General features: G+C 31.1%; 21 protein-coding genes. 10 read left to right on the plus strand and 11 right to left on the minus strand.

Annotated elements, in window-relative coordinates; genetic code table 11:
* Positions 1-7: 7 nt before the first annotated feature.
* Complete coding sequence (locus FBE96_RS01290) at positions 8-1,096, minus strand: prohibitin family protein (RefSeq protein WP_002854522.1); 1,089 nt, start codon at positions 1,094-1,096, stop codon at positions 8-10.
* A gap of 12 nt (positions 1,097-1,108) precedes the next feature.
* Positions 1,109-2,023: a branched-chain-amino-acid transaminase gene (gene ilvE / locus FBE96_RS01295; protein WP_002851928.1), complete on the minus strand. Its 915-nt coding sequence runs from the start codon at positions 2,021-2,023 to the stop codon at positions 1,109-1,111.
* A 175-nt stretch (positions 2,024-2,198) separates the two neighbouring features.
* Here ilvE and FBE96_RS01300 point away from each other — a divergent pair, with 175 nt between their 5' ends.
* From FBE96_RS01300 to FBE96_RS01345, 10 genes are all read left to right on the plus strand, one after another.
* On the plus strand, positions 2,199-2,405 hold the full coding sequence (locus tag FBE96_RS01300; protein WP_002860331.1) for a 4-oxalocrotonate tautomerase family protein: 207 nt from the start codon (positions 2,199-2,201) through the stop codon (positions 2,403-2,405).
* Positions 2,402-2,857, plus strand: a complete 456-nt coding sequence (bcp, locus tag FBE96_RS01305) for a thioredoxin-dependent thiol peroxidase (RefSeq protein ID WP_002905805.1) — start codon at positions 2,402-2,404, stop codon at positions 2,855-2,857. The genes FBE96_RS01300 and bcp overlap by 4 nt, the downstream gene beginning before the upstream one ends.
* Positions 2,857-3,948 (plus strand): epoxyqueuosine reductase QueH, encoded by a 1,092-nt coding sequence (locus tag FBE96_RS01310; RefSeq protein ID WP_002854485.1) that lies wholly within the window; start codon positions 2,857-2,859, stop codon positions 3,946-3,948. Before bcp ends, FBE96_RS01310 begins: the two co-directional genes overlap by 1 nt.
* Positions 3,949-4,041: 93 nt before the next feature.
* Positions 4,042-4,482, plus strand: a complete 441-nt coding sequence (fabZ, locus tag FBE96_RS01315) for a 3-hydroxyacyl-ACP dehydratase FabZ (protein WP_002851782.1) — start codon at positions 4,042-4,044, stop codon at positions 4,480-4,482.
* The gene (gene lpxA, locus FBE96_RS01320; RefSeq protein ID WP_002854387.1) at positions 4,482-5,273 is read left to right on the plus strand and encodes an acyl-ACP--UDP-N-acetylglucosamine O-acyltransferase; all 792 of its coding nucleotides are present in this window, start codon (positions 4,482-4,484) and stop codon (positions 5,271-5,273) included. Before fabZ ends, lpxA begins: the two co-directional genes overlap by 1 nt.
* Positions 5,266-6,489: an ATP-dependent Clp protease ATP-binding subunit ClpX gene (gene clpX / locus FBE96_RS01325; RefSeq protein WP_002864582.1), complete on the plus strand. Its 1,224-nt coding sequence runs from the start codon at positions 5,266-5,268 to the stop codon at positions 6,487-6,489. The genes lpxA and clpX overlap by 8 nt, the downstream gene beginning before the upstream one ends.
* 11 nt (positions 6,490-6,500) lie before the next feature.
* Positions 6,501-7,541, plus strand: a complete 1,041-nt coding sequence (locus FBE96_RS01330; RefSeq protein ID WP_002851700.1) for a rod shape-determining protein — start codon at positions 6,501-6,503, stop codon at positions 7,539-7,541.
* Positions 7,531-8,280 (plus strand): rod shape-determining protein MreC, encoded by a 750-nt coding sequence (gene mreC / locus FBE96_RS01335; RefSeq protein ID WP_002864583.1) that lies wholly within the window; start codon positions 7,531-7,533, stop codon positions 8,278-8,280. The genes FBE96_RS01330 and mreC overlap by 11 nt, the downstream gene beginning before the upstream one ends.
* Before the next feature lie 260 nt (positions 8,281-8,540).
* A complete protein-coding gene (gene carB / locus FBE96_RS01340; RefSeq protein ID WP_002905804.1) occupies positions 8,541-11,810 on the plus strand; it encodes a carbamoyl-phosphate synthase large subunit in 3,270 nt (1,089 codons plus the stop codon).
* A complete protein-coding gene (locus tag FBE96_RS01345) occupies positions 11,807-12,229 on the plus strand; it encodes a hypothetical protein (RefSeq protein WP_002851686.1) in 423 nt (140 codons plus the stop codon). The genes carB and FBE96_RS01345 overlap by 4 nt, the downstream gene beginning before the upstream one ends.
* Here FBE96_RS01345 and FBE96_RS01350 read toward each other — a convergent pair whose 3' ends face one another.
* From FBE96_RS01350 to FBE96_RS01390, 9 genes are read right to left on the minus strand one after another with little or no spacing between them, the layout of a single operon-like run.
* Complete coding sequence (locus tag FBE96_RS01350) at positions 12,230-13,207, minus strand: transaldolase (RefSeq protein ID WP_002851728.1); 978 nt, start codon at positions 13,205-13,207, stop codon at positions 12,230-12,232.
* Positions 13,207-13,830 (minus strand): phosphoserine phosphatase SerB, encoded by a 624-nt coding sequence (serB, locus tag FBE96_RS01355; protein ID WP_002851598.1) that lies wholly within the window; start codon positions 13,828-13,830, stop codon positions 13,207-13,209. Before serB ends, FBE96_RS01350 begins: the two co-directional genes overlap by 1 nt.
* Positions 13,830-14,351 (minus strand): chemotaxis protein CheW, encoded by a 522-nt coding sequence (locus tag FBE96_RS01360; RefSeq protein WP_002826355.1) that lies wholly within the window; start codon positions 14,349-14,351, stop codon positions 13,830-13,832. Before FBE96_RS01360 ends, serB begins: the two co-directional genes overlap by 1 nt.
* A gap of 4 nt (positions 14,352-14,355) precedes the next feature.
* Positions 14,356-16,665, minus strand: coding sequence for a chemotaxis protein CheW (locus FBE96_RS01365; protein WP_002851649.1), 2,310 nt, complete (start codon positions 16,663-16,665; stop codon positions 14,356-14,358).
* Between the two features lie 3 nt (positions 16,666-16,668).
* Positions 16,669-17,625 carry a chemotaxis protein gene (locus FBE96_RS01370; RefSeq protein ID WP_002851778.1) on the minus strand — a complete coding sequence of 319 codons (957 nt, stop codon included), beginning with the start codon at positions 17,623-17,625 and terminating at the stop codon, positions 16,669-16,671.
* Entirely contained in the window at positions 17,618-18,376 is a 759-nt protein-coding gene (locus FBE96_RS01375; RefSeq protein WP_323808422.1) for a UDP-2,3-diacylglucosamine diphosphatase, read from the minus strand. The genes FBE96_RS01370 and FBE96_RS01375 overlap by 8 nt, the downstream gene beginning before the upstream one ends.
* A gap of 9 nt (positions 18,377-18,385) precedes the next feature.
* Positions 18,386-18,871: a transcription elongation factor GreA gene (gene greA, locus FBE96_RS01380; protein WP_002851733.1), complete on the minus strand. Its 486-nt coding sequence runs from the start codon at positions 18,869-18,871 to the stop codon at positions 18,386-18,388.
* An 11-nt stretch (positions 18,872-18,882) separates the two neighbouring features.
* The gene (gene lpxB, locus FBE96_RS01385; protein WP_002851712.1) at positions 18,883-19,977 is read right to left on the minus strand and encodes a lipid-A-disaccharide synthase; all 1,095 of its coding nucleotides are present in this window, start codon (positions 19,975-19,977) and stop codon (positions 18,883-18,885) included.
* Positions 19,974-22,817: a DEAD/DEAH box helicase family protein gene (locus tag FBE96_RS01390; protein ID WP_002851717.1), complete on the minus strand. Its 2,844-nt coding sequence runs from the start codon at positions 22,815-22,817 to the stop codon at positions 19,974-19,976. Before FBE96_RS01390 ends, lpxB begins: the two co-directional genes overlap by 4 nt.
* Positions 22,818-22,838 lie beyond the last annotated feature (21 nt).

Below are 22,838 nucleotides of genomic sequence, written 5' to 3' on the forward strand. Positions count from 1 at the left end.
TATCCTTTTAGTTCATGTTGGCAGCACTTTGCTTTTTAGCATCTTTGGTATCAACCCAAATGTTTGGCACTGCTCCACCTGGAGTTAAGAAAATTTTAGCATCTTGATTAACTTTTAAGGCTTCATTAAATTCTTTTTGAGTTTCAATTTGTTTTAAATTTAGCAAAGGGGTGTTTAGGCTGTTTGCGATTTCTTTGTTAGAATAAGCTTGTGCATCTGCTTCTATTTTAACAGCCATAGCTTTACCTTTGGCGCTGATTATGGTTGCATTTGCTTCCCCTTCAGCTAAAGCAGCTTTTTTTAAGGCTTCTTGATTAGCTCTTTCTACTTCATATTTAGTTCTTTCAGCCTCTTGTTTTGCAATTTGCACGCGTTCGATTTGTTCTTTTACTTTTGAAGGTAAAATAATTTCTCTAAGTTGTACAGCGCGAAGTTCTACAGGTTCGTTTGGTTGGGCTTCTATGGTTTTTCTTATACCTTCTTCTATTTGAGCGGCTATTGTGTTACGATTAGTAGGAAGTTCTTCGGCTGTATATTTTCCTACAACACTTCGCACTACATCACGAACAACTGGATCGATAATTTTATTTTCCCAATTTAAGCTCCAAGTAGCTATGGTTTGAGGAACTTGCAAAGGATTTAAACGGTATTGCACTGTAACATCAATAGATACAGGCAATCCACGAGAATCAAGTACAGAAATACTATTTTTATTAATAACACCTGAACCTGAAGATAAATTTTCATTACTTCCCTCTATAGAAGCATAGTTGATTTGTCTTACTCTAGTATCGATTATGGTTATTTTTTGTACAAAAGGTAAGAAAAAGTGAAGTCCTGGTTCTAATGGATTTGGGTCATATTTACCTGTTGTTGATTTAATCCCCATTTCCCCAGAATTTATCACCATAAAAGGTTTTGCAACGATTAAAAATAAGATAATAATAATCACCCCATAAACAAATGGAGAGAATTTCCCAAAACCTTTAAAATTAAATTCTGGTGCTTTGAAATTGAAATTTTGACGGTTGTTGTTTCCGTTATTGTTAGAATTTCCATTTTTTTTATTGAAATAATCATTCAAATCAGCTGGCATTTATTTCCTTTTTTAAATATAAGTTAGCATAGATGCGTATTTTTCATTGCGTCCATAAACTACATCAAAATAAGCATCTTGAAGTTTTTTAGTTACAGATCCTCTTAAACCATTTCCTATTATTCTTGCATCGATATTGTTAATAGGTGTGATTTCAGCGGCTGTTCCGGTAAAAAATGCTTCATCAGCAGTATAAACTTCATCTCTTGAAATTCTTTGGCGAAGCACAGTAATACCAAGATCATGAGCGATTTTAAGCACTGTATCTTGAGTAATGCTTTTTAAAGAAAAATCATTTGGAGGTGTGATTAAAACCCCATCTTTTACAATAAAGAAACATTCTCCTGTTCCTTCTGCGATAAAACCTTCTTCATCAAGCATCAAAGCTTCTTCATAGCCTGCTTCAATAGCTTCAAATTTTGCAATTTGAGAGTTAAGATAATTCGCACTTGCTTTAGCTTTTCCCATGCATGATTTAACACTATTTCTTGCAAAAGACGAAATTTTTACTTTTATACCTTTTTCTAAACCTTCTTCTCCAAGGTAAGCACCCCATTCCCAAGCTGCAATCCCAACTCTTACAGGAGCTTTTATATGATAAAGTCCCATAACTCCATCGCCTAAGAAAATCAAAGGGCGGATATAGACATTGCTTTTAAAATTGTTTGCTTTTAAGAGTTCAATTTGTGCATTTTCAAGCTCTTTTTGAGAAAAAGGACAATTTAAAAGAGTAATTTTTGCAGACTCTAAAAGTCTTTTGGTGTGATCTTCAAGTCTGAAAATTGCTAAGCCTTTATCTGTTTTATAGGCTCTAGTTCCTTCAAAAACAGCATTGCCATAATGCAAAGAATGGGTTAAAAAGTGCAAAGTTGCATCTTTAAAATCAACTAATTTTCCATCCATCCAAATTTTATCTGCTGAGATCATTTTTTTACCTTTTATAGTTGTTTATTTCTTAAAAAATATTATTTTAAGAATAAATCGGGATTTTATCAAAAATATACTAACAATAAGCTTTTATTAAATTAAGGTTTTTTGTTAAAAAAATATTAGGTATTTTTTGAAATAATTATGAAAAATTATCGTTAAAAAAGGAGAAATTATGCCATTGGTAAATATTAAATTAGCAAAGCCGTCTTTAAGCAAGGAACAAAAAGCGGAGCTTATAGCTGATATTACCAAACTTTTAAGCACGAAATATAATAAAAGTAAAGAAAGAGTTGTGGTGGTTTTAGAAGATGTAGAAAATTATGACATAGGCTTTGGCGGAGAAAGCGTTGAAGCTATCAAAGCAAAGGCAAGTAAATGAGTTTAAACATAGGAGATAAAGCACCTCAGTTTGAGCTTTTAAATCAAGATGGGGTAAAAATAGCATTAAAAGATTTTATTGGCAAAAAGGTGATTTTGTATTTTTATCCAAAAGATAATACTCTAGGTTGCACTACAGAGGCTTGTGATTTTAGTTTAAATTATGATAAATTTGGTGGTAAAAATGCGGTGATTATTGGTATCAGTCCTGATAGCGTGGCAAGTCATGAAAAATTTATCTCTAAATTTGATTTAAAACATATTTTACTTAGCGATAGTGAAAAAGAAGTTGCTAAAGCTTATGGAGCTTGGGGGCTTAAGAAAAATTACGGAAAAGAATACGAAGGTCTTATTCGTTCTACTTTTGTTATCGATGAAACAGGTAAGATTGCTCAAATTTATAGTAATGTTCGTGTAAAAGATCATGCTTTAAAAGTGCTTGAAAGTCTTTAATGCTAGTACATATTTGTTGTAGCGTGGATAGTCATTATTTTATTGAAGAACTTAGAAAGACTTATCCTGATGAAAAAATCATAGGATATTTTTATGATCCAAATATCCATCCTTTAAGCGAATATGAACTAAGATTTTTAGATGTAAAAAGGTCTTGTGATAAACTTGGCATTAAGTTATATAAGGGCGAGTATGAGTATGAAAAATGGCTTAATGCTGTGCGTGGTTATGAAGATGAGCCTGAAAAAGGTGCAAGGTGTGAAATTTGCTTTGATGTAAGAATGGGATCTAGTGTTAAATTTGCTGCTAAAATAGGAGAAAAAAAGCTTACTACTACGCTTTTAACCAGCCCTAAAAAAGATTTAGAACAGTTAAAAAATGCTTTACAAAAAGAATGTGAGCCTTATGGGGTGGAGTTTTTAGCTCCTGATTTTCGTAAAAATGGTGGCACTCAAAGACAATTTGCTTTAGCAAAAAAAGAAATGCTTTATCATCAAAACTATTGCGGCTGCATTTATGGGCTTAAAAAACAAAAACAAGATAAGAATTTCATTGATGAATTAATGTCTCCTGTAAATAAACAAATTTTACCTGCAAGTATAGAAGCAAGAATAGCTTTTTATAAAAAGGTAGTTTTATTGGAAAAAAAGGATGTAAAATTTGAAATTTTAAGAGAGAAATTTCTAAATTATCGTCTTTTAAGTGCTTTGATAAAATTAGATAAAAAACCTGTTAAATCTCATATTTTATTTTATTCGCATTTTAAAAACGCTTATATAAGATTTTCTTTAGATGAGGAAAATTTAAAACAAAATTTAAAAGAAGGCTTTTATAGAAGCACTAAAGATGAAATGGTTTTTGTGGAATTTTGGCGATTTAATGCATTTTTTAAAAACAAATGGAAAAATTTTGAAGATTTTTTAAAAAGACCTTTGAGTGTGCAAGCAGAAATTAAATGGCGCAATAAATTGTTTGGAACTTATAATCTTAGCCCTATTATCATCCTTGAAAATATTTTACCTTCAAGATATGAAGTGATAGCAAAAAGTGAAATTTATCATGATAATCAAGAGGTGCTTGTAAAAATTTAAGAAATTTATTAAGAAAAACTTTTTTGTTAATGTAATTTTTAATGATTTTTTTATATAATAAAATTTTTAATTGTTTTCAAGGTTAATTTAATAATGATAGATGTAATGCAAATTCAAGAAATCTTACCACACCGTTATCCTTTTTTACTAGTAGATAAAATTACAGAATTAAAAGTTAAAGAAGTGGTTCGAGGATATAAAAACATCAGTATAAGTGACCATGTTTTTATGGGACATTTTCCAGGGCATCCTATTTATCCTGGAGTTTTGATTTTAGAAGGTATGGCTCAAACAGGTGGAGTTTTAGCTTTTGAAAGTATGGAAGATAAAGTGGATCCAAAAAGTAAAGTAGTTTATTTCACAGGCATAGATGGAGCAAAATTTAGAAATCCTGTGCGTCCTGGAGATAGGCTTGATTATGAAATGAGCGTGGTTAAAAATCGTGGTAATATGTGGATTTTTAAAGGGCAAGCTTTTGTAGATGGAAATTTAGTTGCAGAGGCCGAGCTTAAAGCTATGATAGTGGATAAATAATGAAAAAAATTCATCCAAGTGCGGTGATTGAAGAGGGTGCACAACTTGGTGACGATGTTGTAATAGAAGCTTATGCCTATGTAAGCAAAGATGCTAAAATAGGTAATGATGTTGTCATCAAACAAGGTGCTCGAATTCTTTCAGATACAACTATAGGTGATCATTCTCGTGTATTTTCTTATGCTATAGTAGGCGATATTCCTCAGGACATATCTTATAAAGAAGAGCAAAAAAGCGGTGTTGTTATAGGAAAAAATGCAACTATTAGAGAATTTGCAACGATAAATTCAGGTACAGCTAAAGGAGATGGTTTTACTCGTATAGGCGATAATGCTTTTATTATGGCTTATTGTCATATTGCTCATGATTGTCTTTTAGGTAATAATATTATTTTAGCTAATAATGCAACTTTAGCAGGACATGTAGAGCTTGGAGATTTTACAGTTGTAGGCGGGCTTACACCTATTCATCAATTTGTCAAAGTAGGTGAGGGTTGTATGATAGCAGGAGCAAGTGCACTTTCTCAGGATATAGTACCGTTTTGTTTAGCAGAAGGAAATCGTGCAAGTATTAGAAGTTTAAATTTAGTAGGTATTCGTCGTCGTTTTGATAAAGATGAAGTAGATAGACTTAGCAGAGCTTTTAAAACTTTATTTAGACAAGGAGACTTAAAAGAAAATGCTAAAAATTTGCTTGAAAATCAAGAAAGTGAAAATGTTAAAAAAATGTGTCATTTTATATTAGAAACAAAGCGCGGAATTCCTGTCTATAGGGGTAAAAATAATGCCTAGAAAATGTAGTTTTTGCAATGAAGTGGAGAATCCACAAAGAAGAATTTTAGCAAATGAAAATGATGATGCTTTTATTTGTGAATATTGCGTTGAAGGTGCTTATAGTATTATTTATGGAGAAGAAAAAGAATTTAAAGAACCTAAACAAAGTCATAATACAGAATTTAAAGATATCACTCCAAAAGAATTAAAAGCTTATTTAGATCGTTATGTCATAGGACAAGATAGAGCTAAAAAAGTTTTTAGTGTTGGAGTATACAATCATTATAAAAGACTTTTTAAAGCTGAACTTCAAGATGATGATACAGAGCTTTTTAAGTCAAATATTTTACTTGTTGGGCCAACAGGAAGTGGAAAAACTTTATTGGCGCAAACTTTAGCTAAATTTTTAGATGTACCTATAGCAATTTGTGATGCAACTTCTTTAACTGAAGCAGGATATGTAGGTGAGGATGTGGAAAATATTTTAACACGTCTTTTACAAGCTGCAGATGGAGATGTGCAAAGAGCTCAAAAAGGTATAGTTTTTATTGATGAGATTGATAAAATTGCTAGAATGAGTGAAAATCGTTCTATTACTCGTGATGTAAGTGGAGAGGGTGTGCAACAAGCTTTACTTAAGATTATCGAAGGAAGTTTGGTAAATATTCCACCAAAAGGGGGAAGAAAACATCCAAATCAAGAGTTTATACAAATTGACACTTCAAATATTTTATTTGTTTGTGGTGGAGCTTTTGATGGTTTGGAAACTATCTTAAAAAGAAAACTTGGCGATAAAGTTGTGGGCTTTTTTGATGATGCAAAAGAAGAAAATAAAGCTTTACTTGAGAAAATTGAACCTGATGATTTGGTGCATTTTGGTTTGATTCCTGAGCTTATAGGTCGTTTGCATGTGATTGCATCTTTAAATGAGCTTAATGAAGAAGATATGGTAAGAATTTTAACTGAGCCTAAAAATGCCATTATTAAGCAATATCAAAAGCTTTTTGCTATTGATGGAGTGAATTTAAAATTTGAAGAAGATGCTCTAAGAGCTATCGCACAACTTGCATTGGAGAGAAAAACAGGGGCTAGGGGGCTTAGAAGTATTATAGAAGAAATGATGGTAGATTTAATGTTTGAGTTACCAGAGTATAAAGACTATGATATTGTAATAACCAAAGAAGTTGTTAAAGACAATGCAAAGGCATTATTAATAAAAAGAAAAATAAGTTAAAAAGGATAGAAATGATATTAGATCAACTTATAGGATTTTTTTCTAGTGATATGGGGATTGATTTAGGAACAGCTAATACGCTAGTTTTGGTAAAAGATAAGGGTATAGTGATAAATGAGCCTTCTGTTGTGGCAGTTGAAAGAGAAAGGTATGGTTCCAAAGCAAAAATTTTAGCCGTAGGTAAAGAAGCTAAAGATATGGTGGGAAAAACTCCAGGCAATATCGAAGCTATTCGTCCTATGAAAGATGGCGTGATTGCAGATTTTGATATGACTGAAAAAATGATCCGCTATTTTATAGAAAAAACACACCGTAGAAAAAGTTTTTTACGCCCTAGAATTATCATTTCTGTTCCTTATGGTTTAACTCAAGTAGAAAGAAAAGCGGTAAGAGAAAGTGCTTTAAGTGCAGGTGCAAGAGAGGTATTTTTGATTGAAGAGCCTATGGCAGCAGCTATTGGTGCAAGTTTACCTATACAAGAGCCTAAAGGAAATTTGGTAGTAGATATAGGGGGTGGAACTACTGAGATTGGAGTGATTTCTTTGGGTGGACTTGTGATTTCAAAGTCTATTCGTACGGCTGGAGATAAGCTTGATATGAGTATAGTTAATTATGTAAAAGAAAAATACAATCTTATCATAGGTGAAAGAACAGGCGAAGAGATTAAAATCACTATAGGTTCAGCAATACAACTTCCAAAAGAGCTTTCTATGGTGGTAAAAGGACGCGATCAAGTAAGTGGACTTTTAAGTCGTATTGAACTTACAAGCGAAGATGTAAGAGAAGCGATGCGTGAGTATTTAAAAGAAATTGCTGATGCTTTAAAAATGGTTCTTGAAATGATGCCGCCTGATTTAGCAAGTGATATAGTAGAAAATGGTGTAGTTTTAACAGGTGGCGGAGCATTGATTCGTGGTCTTGATAAATACTTAAGTGAAATTGTACGTTTGCCAGTTTATATCGCAGATGAACCGCTTTTAGCTGTAGCAAAAGGAACAGGTAAAGCTTTAGAGGAAATTTCATTATTGCAACAATTAACCAATGAAGAATAAGATTTTTTATGTTCTTGTCTTAGCCTTTTTGGTTTTTATATCTTTTTATTATGGAGGACTTATTAAGCAAAATGTTCTCCGTGTTAATGATTTTGTTATAGGTAATTTTTATAATATTAAAGATTATTTGGGAGAAAAAATTTCAGAACACTTTAATCAAGCAAATCAAATTCAGCAACTAAAAGCTAGAAATAAAGAATTAGAAGATATTGCTGTAAAGGTAACTAGTTTTGCAAATCAATTAAATCGTATTTTAGAGGATCAAAATTCTACAAAATATTTACCTCAAGTTTCTTTAACTAGAGTTATTTCTTATGTTCAATTGAATGATTATAAAAAATTATGGTTAGATTGGAGCAAAATTCCCGTTGGTAAAAACCGTGGTTTGATATATCAAGGATATACTGCAGGTATAGCTATTAATAAAAATGGTAGAGCAATGGCTCTTTTACAAGGTGATGATCAGTGTGTTTTTTCTGTTTATATAGGAAAATCCAAAGCTCCAGGTTTAATCCAGGGTGAAGATGGCAGGATTGTGGTTAAATTTATTCCAAAATGGGCAAAAATTAATACCGGAGATGAAATTTTAACAAGTGGACTTGATAATATTTTCTTTTCAGATATACCTGTCGGTATTGTGAATAGAGTTAATGATGAAGATATGTATCAAAGTGTAGAAGTAAAGCCTTATGTTAAGATTAGTATTCCTGCTTATTTATATGTAGTTGATAATTTATAAGTCAAGGATTAGACTTTTTAAAAATTTTCTATATTTTTGCTAATTATTATAACTTTGTTTAATGCTAAAAATTTTGTTAAATTATCAAATAAATGTTTATAATTGAATGAGAATTTTATAAAAAATCTTAAATTTCTTTATGTATTATTTCCTAGATTAAAAGCAGAGTGTTTATTTTTTAAAATTATATCGATAATTTCAAAGTTTATAAAACTAATTTTTGTTATAATCAGCCCAAATTTATGCTCTTAGGAAAATTTATGCCAAAACGAACAGATATTAAAAGCATTTTACTTATAGGAAGTGGTCCTATTGTGATAGGACAAGCTTGTGAATTTGATTATTCTGGAACTCAAGCCGCAAAGACTTTAAAAGAATTAGGATATCGTGTAGTATTAATCAACTCAAATCCTGCAACCATCATGACAGATCCCGAATTTGCAGATGCGACTTATATAGAACCCATAACAAAAGAAAGTATTTTAAGTATTATTAAAAAAGAAAAAATTGATGCAATTTTGCCAACTATGGGTGGACAAGTAGCGTTAAATGTTGCTATGGAAGTTTATGAAAGCGGACTTTTAGGAGATGTGAAATTTTTAGGCGCAAATCCTGAGGCGATTAAAAAAGGCGAAGATCGTCAGGTTTTTAAAGAATGTATGAAAAAAATTGGCATGGATTTGCCAAAATCGATGTATGCGTATAATTATGACGAAGCTTTAAAAGCCGTAGATGAAATCGGCTTTCCTTTGATGATCCGTGCTTCTTATACTTTAGGGGGTGCTGGAAGTGGTGTGGTTTACAATATGGACGAATTTAAAGAACTTACCAATACTGCTTTAGCTTTATCACCTATTCATGAAATTTTGATTGAAGAAAGTTTGTTAGGTTGGAAAGAATATGAAATGGAAGTTATACGCGATAGAGCGGATAATTGTATCATAGTTTGTAGCATAGAAAATATCGATCCTATGGGAGTTCATACAGGAGATAGTATTACAATAGCTCCAGCATTAACTTTGACAGATAAAGAATATCAAGTTATGCGTAATGCTTCTTTTGCTATTTTGCGTGAAATTGGTGTAGATACAGGCGGAAGTAATGTGCAATTTGCTATCAACCCAAAAAATGGAAGAATGATAGTTATAGAAATGAATCCAAGAGTTTCAAGATCAAGTGCTTTAGCTTCTAAGGCAACGGGTTATCCTATAGCAAAGGTTGCGACACTTTTGGCAGTAGGTTTTAGCTTAGATGAGATTAAAAATGATATTACAGGAACTCCTGCATCTTTCGAGCCTGTGATTGATTATATTGTAACAAAAATTCCTCGCTTTACCTTTGAAAAATTTCCAGGAGCAAATACAACTTTAGGTACAGCTATGAAAAGTGTGGGTGAGGTAATGGCTATAGGACGCACTTTTAAAGAAAGTATACAAAAAGCACTTTGTTCGCTTGAGCGTTCTTTAAGTGGTTTTGATAGGGTAAAATTTGAAGATAGAAATGATCTTGTTTTTAAAATTCGCAATGCCAATGAAAAGCGTTTACTTTATGTTGCTCAAGCTTTTAGGGAAGGTTTTAGCGTAGAAGAACTTTATGAGCTTTGTAAAATAGATCCTTGGTTTTTAACACAGATTAAAGAAATTGTAGATTTTGAAGAACAAATTGATATGGATATTTTAAACAATAAGGCTCTTTTGAGAAAAGCAAAAACTATGGGCTTTTCAGATAAAATGATAGCCTTGCTTGTAAATTTGAAAGATAATTTAGAATTAAGCCAAAATGATATTTATTATGTAAGAATGAAGCAAAAAATCATCGCAGAATTTAGTGAAGTGGATACTTGTGCGGGTGAATTTGAAGCCTTAACTCCTTATCTTTATTCAAGTATCAATGTAAGCGAACTCACTCAAAGTAAAAACGATGCTAAGGATAAAAAAGAAAAAAAAGTGATGATTATAGGTGGGGGGCCAAACCGTATAGGACAAGGTATAGAATTTGACTATGCTTGCGTACATGCTTCTTTTGCGCTTAAAGATATGGGTATTAAAACTATTATGTATAATTGTAATCCTGAAACCGTTTCGACTGACTATGATACAAGTGATATTTTGTATTTCGAGCCTATTGATTTCGAACATTTAAGAGCGGTGATTGAGCGTGAAAAACCTGATGGAGTGATTGTGCATTTTGGTGGACAAACTCCTTTGAAATTTGCTAAGCGTTTAAGTGCTTTTGGAGCTAAGATTATAGGTACTAGCGCAAGAGTAATTGATATGGCAGAAGATAGAAAGAAATTTGCCGAATTTATTACAAAGCTAGGTATCAATCAGCCAAAAAATTCTACTGCAACAAGCGTAGAAGAAGCGGTTCTTAAGGCTAGTGATATAGGGTATCCTGTGCTTGTAAGACCAAGTTATGTTTTAGGTGGGCGTGCGATGCGTGTGGTAAATGATGAGGCTGAACTTAGACTCTATATGCAAGAAGCTGTGGATGTAAGCGATAAAAGCCCTGTTTTGATCGATCAGTTTTTAGACAATGCTACAGAAATTGATGTTGATGCGATTTGTGATGGCAAAGATGTTTATGTTGCAGGAATTATGGAGCACATAGAAGAAGCAGGAATTCATTCGGGTGACAGTGCTTGTTCTTTGCCGCCTTGCAATATCGATGAAAAAATGCAAGAATTTATTGCACAAAAAACCGCAGATATTGCTTTAAATTTGGGAGTTGTAGGACTTTTAAATATACAATTTGCTTTACATAATAATGAGCTTTATATGATAGAGGTAAATCCTAGAGCTAGTCGTACCATACCTTTTGTTAGTAAAGCTACGGGTATTCCTTTAGCAAAAGTGGCAACGCGTGTGATGTGGCAAGGAAATTTAAAAGAAGCTTTAAAATTTTATGATACTTTTAAAGTGGTTAATTTTGATACTAAAATTTTACGCCCTAAAACTCCAAAATATATGAGCGTGAAAGAAGCAGTATTTCCATTTGCAAAACTTAGTGGAAGTGATTTAGAATTAGGTCCTGAAATGCGTTCAACGGGTGAAGTTATGGGTATAAGCAAGGATTTTGCAAATTCTTATGCGAAAAGTCAAATTGCATCGTTTAATCATCTTCCAGAGCAAGGCGTGGTATTTATCTCCTTAAAAGATAAGGATAAAAAATATACCAAAAAAATCGCTGTAGAATATGTAAAGCTTGGCTTTAAGCTTATGGCAACAGGGGGAACTTGCAAGGAAATTTTAGAAAGTGGTTTTGAGTGCGAACTTGTACATAAAATTTCAGAAGGACGCCCCAATGTTGAAGATAAATTGAAAAATGGAGAAATTCACTTAGTTATCAATACAAGCGATAGTCACAGTTTTAAAGGCGATACGAAAAAAATTCGTGAAAATATTATTCGTTTTAAAATACCTTATTTTACAAATTTACGATCAGCTTTAGCAGGTGCAAAATCGATTAAAGCTATACAGAGTAAATCTTGCCTAGATGTAAAGAGTTTGCAAGAGTGGCTTAAATCTTGATTTATTTAGCTCAAACAGATACTACGGTAGGATTTTTAAGTAAAAATTTAGAAGAGATTAATGCTTTAAAAGGTAGAGATAAAAATCAGCCTTGCTTAATCACTTCTGCGAAATTTTGCGAGTTAAAAAGTTTAGCAAGAATTCCAAAATCTTTTAAAAATTTAGTACGTCGTTCTAAAAAAACAACTTTTATTTATCCCAATAATCAGGCCATTCGTATTGTGAAAGAGTGTAAACATGCGAATTTTTTAAGTAAAAATGGCTATTTTTATTCATCTTCGGCAAACAAGCATGGAAAAGAATTTGATGAAGAATGGGCTAGAAGTGTTGCCGATATAATACTTGATGAGAAATTTTTCGAAAATATCCCATCAAAAATATTAAAACTTTCAAAGAATAAAATGATAAAAATACGTTAATTAAAGAGCTTTTAAAATATCTTCAAAAGCAATACAAAATTGCTCTAGGCCATCACTTAATAAATCATTGCAAGCTTTTTCTCGTTCACTTTGAGAAATGATTTGATTAAGTTCTGTATAAATTTCAAAATTCATTAAAGGTTTTTTAAAATGCATTTTTCCTTTAAATGCCTCTATTGCATCAAGAGGAGCAGTATTAACAGAATTCTCAAAAAGAAGTTCTTTGATATAATAGTCTTTTGGCAGATCATCTCCTTTAACTCCGGTGCTTGCAAACAAGGCACGAATATTAGGTTCATTTTTTGAGTAGATATTGTTATAAGCTAAATTTGCATTTAAAATTCCAATACGATTTTGCTCCTTAGCCTTAGGATTTAAAAGTCTATCAAAACGACTTACAAAAATACTTATAACAGCTTGTGGTGTTCTAGTGTTTTGTTCTTTTAAGGCTATATTGTTTTTTCTAAATTCGACTAAACCTGCATTTAAAGCTTCAAAACATTTTTGACTTTGTTCAAGAGAAAAAATTAAGGTAGCATTGACGCTAATACCATTTTTCATAAGTTCATACATTACTTCATAAGAAGCTTTTGTAGCTGGAATTTTAATCATTATATTTTCTTTGCCAATAGCACTATAAAGTCTTTTAGCTTCACCTAAACTAAGAGTTGTGTTATCATGAAGTCTTGGATCTATTTCAATACTTATAAATCCATCATTTTTTTGATAAAAAAGAGGAGCTAATTTATCAGCTGCTTTTTGAATATCAGAAATTGCTAATTCTTCATAAATATCTTTTGTTTTTTTTTCTTTTAATTTAAGAATTTTATCTTTATAAATTGGAGAATTTAAAATAGCATTTTTAAAAATAGCAGGATTTGAAGTAGCGCCATTAATTCCATGTGATAATAAATTTAAAAATTCATTATCTAAAAAACTATTTTCTATAAAATCACACCAAAGAGAAAAATTTTTCATTATATTACCTTTATTATTTCTTTTAAGTCTTTTATATCTATGCAAATATCAGCTTGAGAACGTAAAATTTCTTTAGCACAAAATGCAATCTTTAATCCACTTTCGTTAAACATTGCCAAATCATTTGCCCCATCGCCAACACACATCACTTCATCTGTTTTCAAATTTAAAAAGCTTTTTAATCGTTGTAGCATTAAGCCTTTTGAATTTGAAAACATCATTTCCCCACCAACTAGCCCTGTTAAAATGTCATTTTTATGATGCAGATAATTTGCAAAACCGAGGTTAATTCCAAGTTTTTGCATAGCAGGATTTATGCCTTCATGAAAACCACCGCTAAAAATAACAATTTGTATATTTTTAGATTTTAAATATTGGATAAGTTCATGTGCTCCACGCATTAGTGGAAGTGTGCTACTTAATTCTAAAACTTTTTTATAAGACATACCTTTTAAAAAGCTTACTCGTTTTTGAAGACTTTCGAAAAAATCAAGTTCTCCAGTCATAGCATGGCGGGTAATTTCGCTTGTTTGATTACCCTTGCCATGCGCTGTAGCTAAAATATCGATGGTTTCACCATCCATTAAAGTAGCATCAAAGTCAAAAACACAAAGTTTAATCATTAAAATTCGCGCTTAAGCAAAGCTTCTACTTTGAGTATAGTTAAGATATTTTCATCTCTTTTTCCTATACCATAAATCATACCTTTGTCTTTAACTAAAGTTTCAGGTGGTGGATCGATTCTGTTTCTGTGAATTTTAATTGCTTCAGTTAATCTATCTATAACAAAACCAGCATTTCCTCCAACTCCAGTTCCATTTGTCTCACCTCTTAAAACAATATATCTTGTTTGAGGTGTCATTTTAGAACTTCCTAAATGAAAGCGTTGAGCTAGATCAATGAGCGGCATAACATTACCACGCATATTAAAAACCCCTAGAACATAATCAGGTACACTAGGAACTCTAGTATATTCTATAGGTTTGATGATTTCTTGTATATTAAGAATTGGAATCGCATATTCCTCATCTCCAACTACAAAGCCAACAAGTTGGATGATATCATCTTCTCTTTGATCGACATCAGGACCAGCCATCTGAGTTTGCTGTTTTTGCAAAATTTGCTCTAATTTTTCATTACTCATATTCTTATCCTAGTTTCAAATTTTTTCTAACCACATTTTCCAAGTATTCTGGAGAATAAGGTTTAGTGATATATTCAGTCATACCCACTTCAACACCTCTTAAACGGTCAGTTTTACTTGTTCTTGAAGTAACTGCTATCAATGGTAAGTTGCGATATTTAGAATACTTTCTAATTTCACCAGCTAAGGTGTATCCATCCATTCTTGGCATTTCGATATCTATAAGCATTGCATCAATATCATGTTCGCCAGATTTTATAATATTCAATGCTTCAACACCATTTGTTGCTTCGATTAAACTAACTCCTAGCGGTTCTAAAGCTTTTTGCATTAAAGTTCTATCCATTTTAGAATCATCTACAATTAAGACTTTATAGTCACTTGGTTGTTCTTTAGGTTTTTTGGCACTTGATTCTAATTGCGCTTTAATATCAACTTTAATTTCTTTGGCCATATCCATCATAGCACCTACATCAATGATTAATGTCACTCTACCATCACCACGGATTGTAGCTCCTGCTATACCTTGGATATTTTGTAAATAATCACCCATAGATTTAATAACTATTTCTTCTTGTCCTACAAGAGTATCTACTATAATACCAAGCTTGCTTTCTGCTACCCCTATAACAACGACATAAGTTTGATCACCGCTTTCAAGGACTTGTTTAACTCCAAATACATCTGAAAGTCTCACAAGAGAAAGCACTTCATCTCTTAAGCGTAATACATTTTTACCTTCGATAGTATAGATATCATCAATTGGCACTCTAACTGTTTCAAGAACGCTTGCAAGTGGAATTGCATAGAATTCCTCTTGAGTTCCTACAAGTAAAGATTGAATGATTGCCAAGGTAAGAGGAATTTTAAGTTTAAATGAACTTCCTTTGCCTAACTCACTATCAATTTCAATTACCCCATTAAGTTTTTCGATGTTGGTTTTAACAACATCCATTCCTACACCACGACCTGAAACATTTGTTACTTTAGCTGCAGTTGAAAAACCAGGCTTGAAAATCAAAGCAAAAGCTTCTTTGTCTGTCATTTGATCTGCTTCTCTTTCGGTAATCAAATTTTTCTCTATAGCTTTTGCTTTTAAGCCATTTGGATCAAGTCCTTTACCGTCATCTGTAATTTCTACAACGATGTGATTGCCTTCATTATAAGCTTTAAGTTGTACTATACCTTTTTCAGGTTTTCCATTCGCTGCACGAGTTGCTGGATCCTCAACACCATGATCACATGAATTTCTAATCATATGCATGATAGGATCGCCAATTTCCTCTACGATAGATTTATCAAGTTCAGTTTCTTCACCTGTAATTTCAAGTTCTATTTGCTTTCCTAATTCACGACTTAAATCACGAACAACTCTTGGGAATTTATTGAAAACTTTTGCTATAGGTTGCATTCTTGTTTTCATCACAGCAAGCTGAACATCAGTTGTAATAATACTTAATTGACTTACAACCTGATTAAGTTCTTCAAGGAATTTTTCTCCTTCATAACGCTCTTCAACATCATCGTAAATTTTAAGCAAACGGTTTTTGCCTAAAACAAGCTCTCCAATTAGATTCATTAAGTGATCTAATCTTTTTACCTCCACGCGTATGGTTTGATCCATACTGCTAGCATTACTACCTGAAGCAGGAACTTTTTTCTCTCCACTTTCCGTAGGTTTATTTGCTGTATTGTTAGTCGGTTTAGGTGCCGCATTTGTTGTTTGTTTCTTTTGTGCGCGACGAGCTTGATCTTCAGCTTTTCTAACTTTTAAAAGTCTTTCTATTTCAGCTTCAACTTCAGAATCACTTAATTGATTAACATCTACTTCAGGTTCTGGAGTAGCTATTTCTTGTTTTGGTGCTTCTAGTTCTGCTTGTGGAATAGATTTTTCATTTGAATCTGTTGCCACAACAGGAGACTCTCCCTCTGAAATAGCTGTTAATCTTGCGCAAATTGGTTCTATATCCATACCAATAGCAGTATCGTTGCCATTATCACGAATGGAATTAAGTAAAGTTTTCATTCTATCAATAGACTCTAAAACCACATCCATGATATCTGGAGTTATTTTTAACTCGCCATGTCTTGCTTTGTTTAAAACATCCTCCATGTGGTGAGTTAACTTTGTTAAAACATCAAAATTTAAGAAGCTTGATGATCCTTTAACCGTATGTGCAACACGGAAAATTCTATTTAATAATTCTAAATCTTCTGGATTTGATTCAAGCTCTACTAAATCATGGTCGATTTGCTCAACAAGCTCAAAAGCTTCAACCAAAAAGTCTTCAAGTATTTCTTGCATATCTTCCATATTTTACCCCTGTTCTTGAGATTGATGTTTTTTAATAACCTTTGCAATTTCATTGAAGAAATCGCTAGCGTTAAATTTGACAAGATAGCCTTCTCCACCAGCTTCTTGAACACCTTTCTCATTCATAAATTCATTTGATAAAGATGAGTTAAAGACTATAGGAATATCTTTAAATCTTGGATCTTCTTTAATGCGTGCAGCAAAGTGGAAACCATCCATTTGTGGCATTTCGACATCGCTTACTATAATTTTTAAAGTATCGTTTAAACTTTCACCATAAATTTGGCTTAATTCTTCTAATTTGTTTATGCCCTCTACGCCGTCCTTAGCTTCAACAACTTGAAAGCCCATCTGTTGCATCATTTCTTTGACGCGTTTTCTAGCAGTCATGCTGTCATCAAGTATAAGTGCTGTTCCAGTAAATTTTTCTATTTTTCCAAAATCTATATCTGTTTTTGGAGCGTAAATTCCTAAATCTTCAACAACACTTTCAAGATCTAAAATTAGCAACACTTCATCATTTTCAATGCGTGTTACACCTGTAATTTTACCTTTATCTAAAGCACCTGATCCTGTAGAAAAAGTTGCTGGTTCTATATCTTTCCAGTTTATTCTACGAATTCTTTTTGCTTCGTGAACTATAAAACCAATAAGAATATTGCTAAATTCAGTAATAATAACTCTAGGTTTTAGCATAGTGCTTTCTGGCTCAGTGATTTGCATCCATTTGGCAAGATTGACTACAGGTATAACCACTCCACGAAGATCAAAGATTCCTTCGATGTAATCAGGTACACCTGGAAGTTCTGTAAGGCTTGGGATTTTTATAATCTCCCTTACCTTAGAAACATTTACACCATAAATTCCTTCATAGACTTTATCGTGCCCTTGCTTAAAGATACGGAAATCGACAAGCTCCATTTCATTTGAACCCGTTTTCACGATATTTTCATCAAACATTTTGACCCCTCAATTTCTGTTCTCGAAATTTGATTTCTTGCTGATATTCTACTACAAAAAAACTTCTCTCATATGCAAAACTAGCTAAGTTAAGATATTTAATGTTTTCTTTGTTGATTTGATGATTTTGATGATAGTGTCCTTCACATACCCAAAATCCTAAATTTTCATATTTTTCATATCTTTTTTTCGCTAAATTTTCAAAATCTTTTATTTGATAAAAAAGGTTTTTTTTGTTTTGATTTTGAAGAATTTTATTTGAAATAAAATTACGAGTAATAATATTTAAAAAATTCAAAAATACAAGCAAATAATGATTTCTTAATGTTTTAAGAGTAAATTGTAAAAGAGGTGGTAAAAAAATATCTCCGTGGGCTAATTTTATAAAAGCATTATTTAAAACAAGATTATTACCTTTACTTGTATGCAAATTAAGCTTTATGGGCTGCTCTTGTAAGTTAAAAATTTTTACCCTTTTAAAAAAACAAGAAAGATTAAAATCATGATTGCCTTCTAAGTAGATAATTTCAATTTTTAAGGCCAATTCTTCTAAAAGTTCTATGTAAGGTTTAGCAAATTCATGTGTAGCAGAGATTTCGCCTATAAGTAAATCGAAAATATCACCCATAAGTATGAGTTGAGGGGTGGAAATTTTACCTTTTTTTAAGGCTTGTAAAAATTCCCAAAATCCCTTTCTTTGTTCATTTTCATGAGCATCCGCGATTAAAATCGCTCCATTTTGTAGTAAAATTTTTTATCCTTAAAATTTCAAAGGCTCATAATTTATAGAAAGGATTTCAAATTCACTCTCACCTTTTGGCAAACGCACTTTAAAATCATCTCCTTCTTTTTTCCCAAGCATAGCTTTTGCTATTGGAGATGCGATGGAAATATAACCCTTATCTAAATCTCCTTCGCAAATTCCTACTAGAGTATATTTACTTTCTTTTTCTGTATCCAAATCCATGATCACAACACTTGAACCAAATTTCACACTATCATGTTCATAGCTTGAAGGATCGATCACTTGAGCTCTTGCTAGCAAGTCACTAAGCTCTGCAATACGACTTTCTATCAAAGCTTGTTTTTCTCTTGCAGCATGGTATTCCGCATTTTCTTTCAAATCCCCATGACTCCTTGCTGTATCGATTTCTATTACAACGGCAGGGCGTTGATTGTCTTTTAAATCTTTTAATTCTGCGGCTAATTTATCATAGCCAAATTGACTCATTGGTTCTTTTTGCATGATTTATCCTTTTATATTTCGCTTAGGATTTTTGCTAAATTTTTAGCACTTCCAAATTGTAAATATTCTTTTAAAAAATCAACTTTAGCAAAAAATGCCTTATAATCATATTTATTATAAGCTTCATATAAATTTAAAACATTGACTTTATCTTGTAAAAATTCAGGATTTAAAGCTTCTTTTTTAGCAAAATCACAAAAAATATTTGCAAGTCCTATGTGTTTTAATTTTACAAAAAGTTTTGCGATAAAAATATCAATAGCCTTTGCTTTGTAAGTAAGAACAAAAGGAGTTCCCACTAAAGCTGCTTCTAAAGTAGCCGTTCCACTACAAATAAAGGCAAAATCAGCTTTTTTAAGCACTTTTGGAGTGTTACTTTCTATTTTAAATTCACTAATATCACCATAAATTTCTAATTTTTCAAGATTAAACGGGGGGATACAAAGAATTTTTTCACCCTTAAATTTTTGCGAGAGTTCTTTAAAAATAGGCATCAAACGCCTAATTTCACTACGCCTTGAACCTGGTAAAAAGGCTATAGTTTTTTCATCATCTTTTTTTGAAAGTATATTGTTAATGTCTTCTTGATTTTTAAATTCTTTTATCTCATCTAAAAGTGGATGGCCTACATAAGTGCTTTTACTAAAAAATTCACTATCAAAGGGCAAAATAGAAGCTAAAATATCAAAATGACTTTCTATGATAGGTATGCGACCTTTTTTCCACGCCCAAACTTGAGGCAAGATATAATAAATGCGTGGAATTTTACTACCTGCTTTTTTTAAAGCTTTTGCAAAAGGTATGTTAAAAGCAGGAGAATCTATACATAAAATCGCATCAACCTTTTGAGTAAGGCTTAAATTTACTAGCTCTTTTATAGCTTTTTTGGCTTTTAAAATGAGTGGCAAAACCTCTATAAAACCCATAGCACTAAACTCATGTGAGCTATAAAGTGGCTTGGAATTTAGACTAAATTCTTTACACAAACTCTCATCATAAATTCCTACTAAATCAAATTCTTTATACTCATTTTTATAAGCTTTTAAAACTTCTTTTAAATGCAAATTTGCTGAAGGCTCTAAAGCACAAACTAAAAAGGTTTTCATCTGAAAATATCCTCTATATTTGATCTAACAAAATCTTTTATTTCTTCTGAAGTGTTATTGATATTTTTATTATAAAAAAATAAATTTACTTTTATATTTTTATCTTCATAAGTTAAATTTTTATTTTCAAATATTGCTTTAAAGCCTTTTAATTTAAACCTAGGATTATCTTCTATTTTTAAACCTTTTGGATCTATAAAATATATAGAAAAATCTCCACTTTGTTTGTTTTTTAACCAAAATATAAAATCAGGATAAAATTTTCTTTCTTTTTGTTGTTCTTCATCAAAATAAGGGATATAAATTTCATCTTGATTTTCTACCAATTTAGAAAAATACCATTCATATTGTTCAAAAAAAGATGATTTTAAATTACTTTCTAAATCTTCTAAAAATTCTTTTTCACTTTTATTAGAAATGGCAAAATTAATCTTATTTTCTTTATCATTTTTATTGTAAATGATTAAAGGGCTATAATAATGCTTGCTAAGTTTTGCACTAATTATATAGTTTTGCACCTCCTTGCTTTTTTGACTTTCTTTTATACCTTGCATTAGCTCATCTAAATTTATTTTTTTATTTTCAAAATCTGCTTTTAATTCATATTCGCTTTTTGCATTTAAAACATCTTTTATAGTCTTATTAATTTTTTGAACGGTTTCAAAATCTAACTTTGCTTGTATATTTCTATGGTGTGTTATTTCTTCTTCTAACTTTACAAATTTATCCAAAACTTTGGCATTAGAATTTAACACACTATTGATTGTTTTTAAGGTTGTTTTTTCATTAAACTCTACTCTATCTCCTGATAATTGTATTTTACTTTCTTTACCATCGCTAAATTTATAAAATTCTTCTAATGTAGAATATTTAAAATTTTTATACAAACACTGTTCTAAAATCAAAACATCCTCATCATAAGATTTTATAAATTTGTCTAAAGATTTTGCTTCTTTTTCTGAAATTTTATAAATGTTTTTTAGTTTTGCTTCGTTTTTGTATTTTGGCACAGGTAAATTAAACGACAATTTTGTTTCTTTAAATCCTTTTAAATGCCTACTTTCCATAAATTCGCATTCTATACCCTCTATAATAGCTTTTATGGCTTCATTATCACTTGCCATTACAAAAAGAGTTTCTAAACCACATGCTAAATTTACACATCGCTCATCAATTTTAAACATCTCTTTTAAAGTATTTAACCTCTTTCTTATATTTAAGAAAGGTTCTATTCTAACACCTCTTCCTATAGTTTGCAAAACATATTTTTTAGCATTAATGCTTCCTATATTGATAAAAGAAATTAAATTTACACGATTACTATCCCAACCTTCTGAAAAAACCTTACTTCCTAGCATTATATTGATAGAAGATTGTGAGCTATTGATATTTTCAAAATGACTTTGTGATATATCGCTTATGCTTTCTACCCCAAGCTCAAGTAAAAAATCTTTTTCCCATTCTTTTGCATTTGAAATATTTAAAAGCATAAAGGGTTTGTTTGAATTTTTACTCTTAAAAGCTAATTCTTTATCATTTCCTTTAATACTATAACATTCTAAATTTGCATTTGCGTTTGCATAAAAAATATTTTCTCTAAGTTCATCGTTATTTGCATTTTTTATATATTTCAAAAAATCATTGCTTAGCGTATTTATACCAAAATGCAAATTTTGATTTTGAAGTTTTTTATAAAGCTCTAAAGCTATATTACCTATATCTACTTTATTTTTTAATACATTATACACTGCCTTAAAATATGCTTTTATACCCGCATCTTGAGTATTTACTTTATCAGAAACTGCTATGATTAAAGGATTATGATATTTAAAGTCTGATCTTTTTAAAAACAATTCTTCTTTTGATTTTACAATAGCATTGAATATTATAAAACTTTCTAAAATCGTTTTAATTTTTACTTCTTCGTTATTTTCACTTTTAAAATCTAAATTCTCATTTAAAACTGCTATATTTTTACCATATCCTTCTTGATTGAATTTTTGAAGATTATAATTATAAGCACAAGTTATAAAGTCTATTTCATCTTCAAAGGTAGCTGAAAAATTAAAAACAAAGCCTTTTGGAAATTCATCTTCTTTGATAAAACCTCTAGCAAGCTCATGATAATAGTTTTTTCTTAGTGATGTTTTACTATCGCCTCTATGAGCTTCATCTAACAATATATACCAACCACCTTTATTAAGATAATTTTTATAGTTTAATCTTTTTGCTTTTTTATCTTTGCCTACATTTTCTTCACTCTCAAGTAAATCACTTCTTGCAAAATACACCACCGCTTCATTTAACAAACTAGCTTCTTTTTCTATGCTTTCAAAATCTTTTAAATCTTTTATTTTGATAAAATTGCTGTGATGATTGTTGTATTTAGCTATATTTGCTTTGAATTGATTTAAAATCTTATCATTTGGCGCTAAAAGCATGATAGGCTTTTTAGGTAATTGATTATTTTTAATAAATTCATGTATCAAAGCTATAAGTTTGATCATAACTATAGTTTTACCACTTCCTGTAGCCATCCAAAATGAAGCTCTTGCGATATGTTCTTTTTGTAGTTTTAAATTCTCACTTTCATCTTGATAAAATGCTAAAAGATTTCTGCGTTCTTGATTGTATTGATGTGAATTTAACTCATCTTTCATATAAAAAGAGAGTATAGCTAAAGCATTTTTAACACTTTCTTGCTGATAAAATTGTAAATTTATAGCTTGAGAAAAATTACTAAAATCATAACTTTCATCAAGCTTTTGCACTAGTGATTTATCATGGATAAATTTATTTAACAATAAATGTTTTCTTGTGTTTTGTTTTGCTTTAGCCATTATTTTTCCTTTAAAGCTTTA

The sequence above is a fragment of the Campylobacter sp. CFSAN093241 genome (genome assembly GCF_012889595.1).
Lineage (GTDB): Bacteria > Campylobacterota > Campylobacteria > Campylobacterales > Campylobacteraceae > Campylobacter_D > Campylobacter_D jejuni.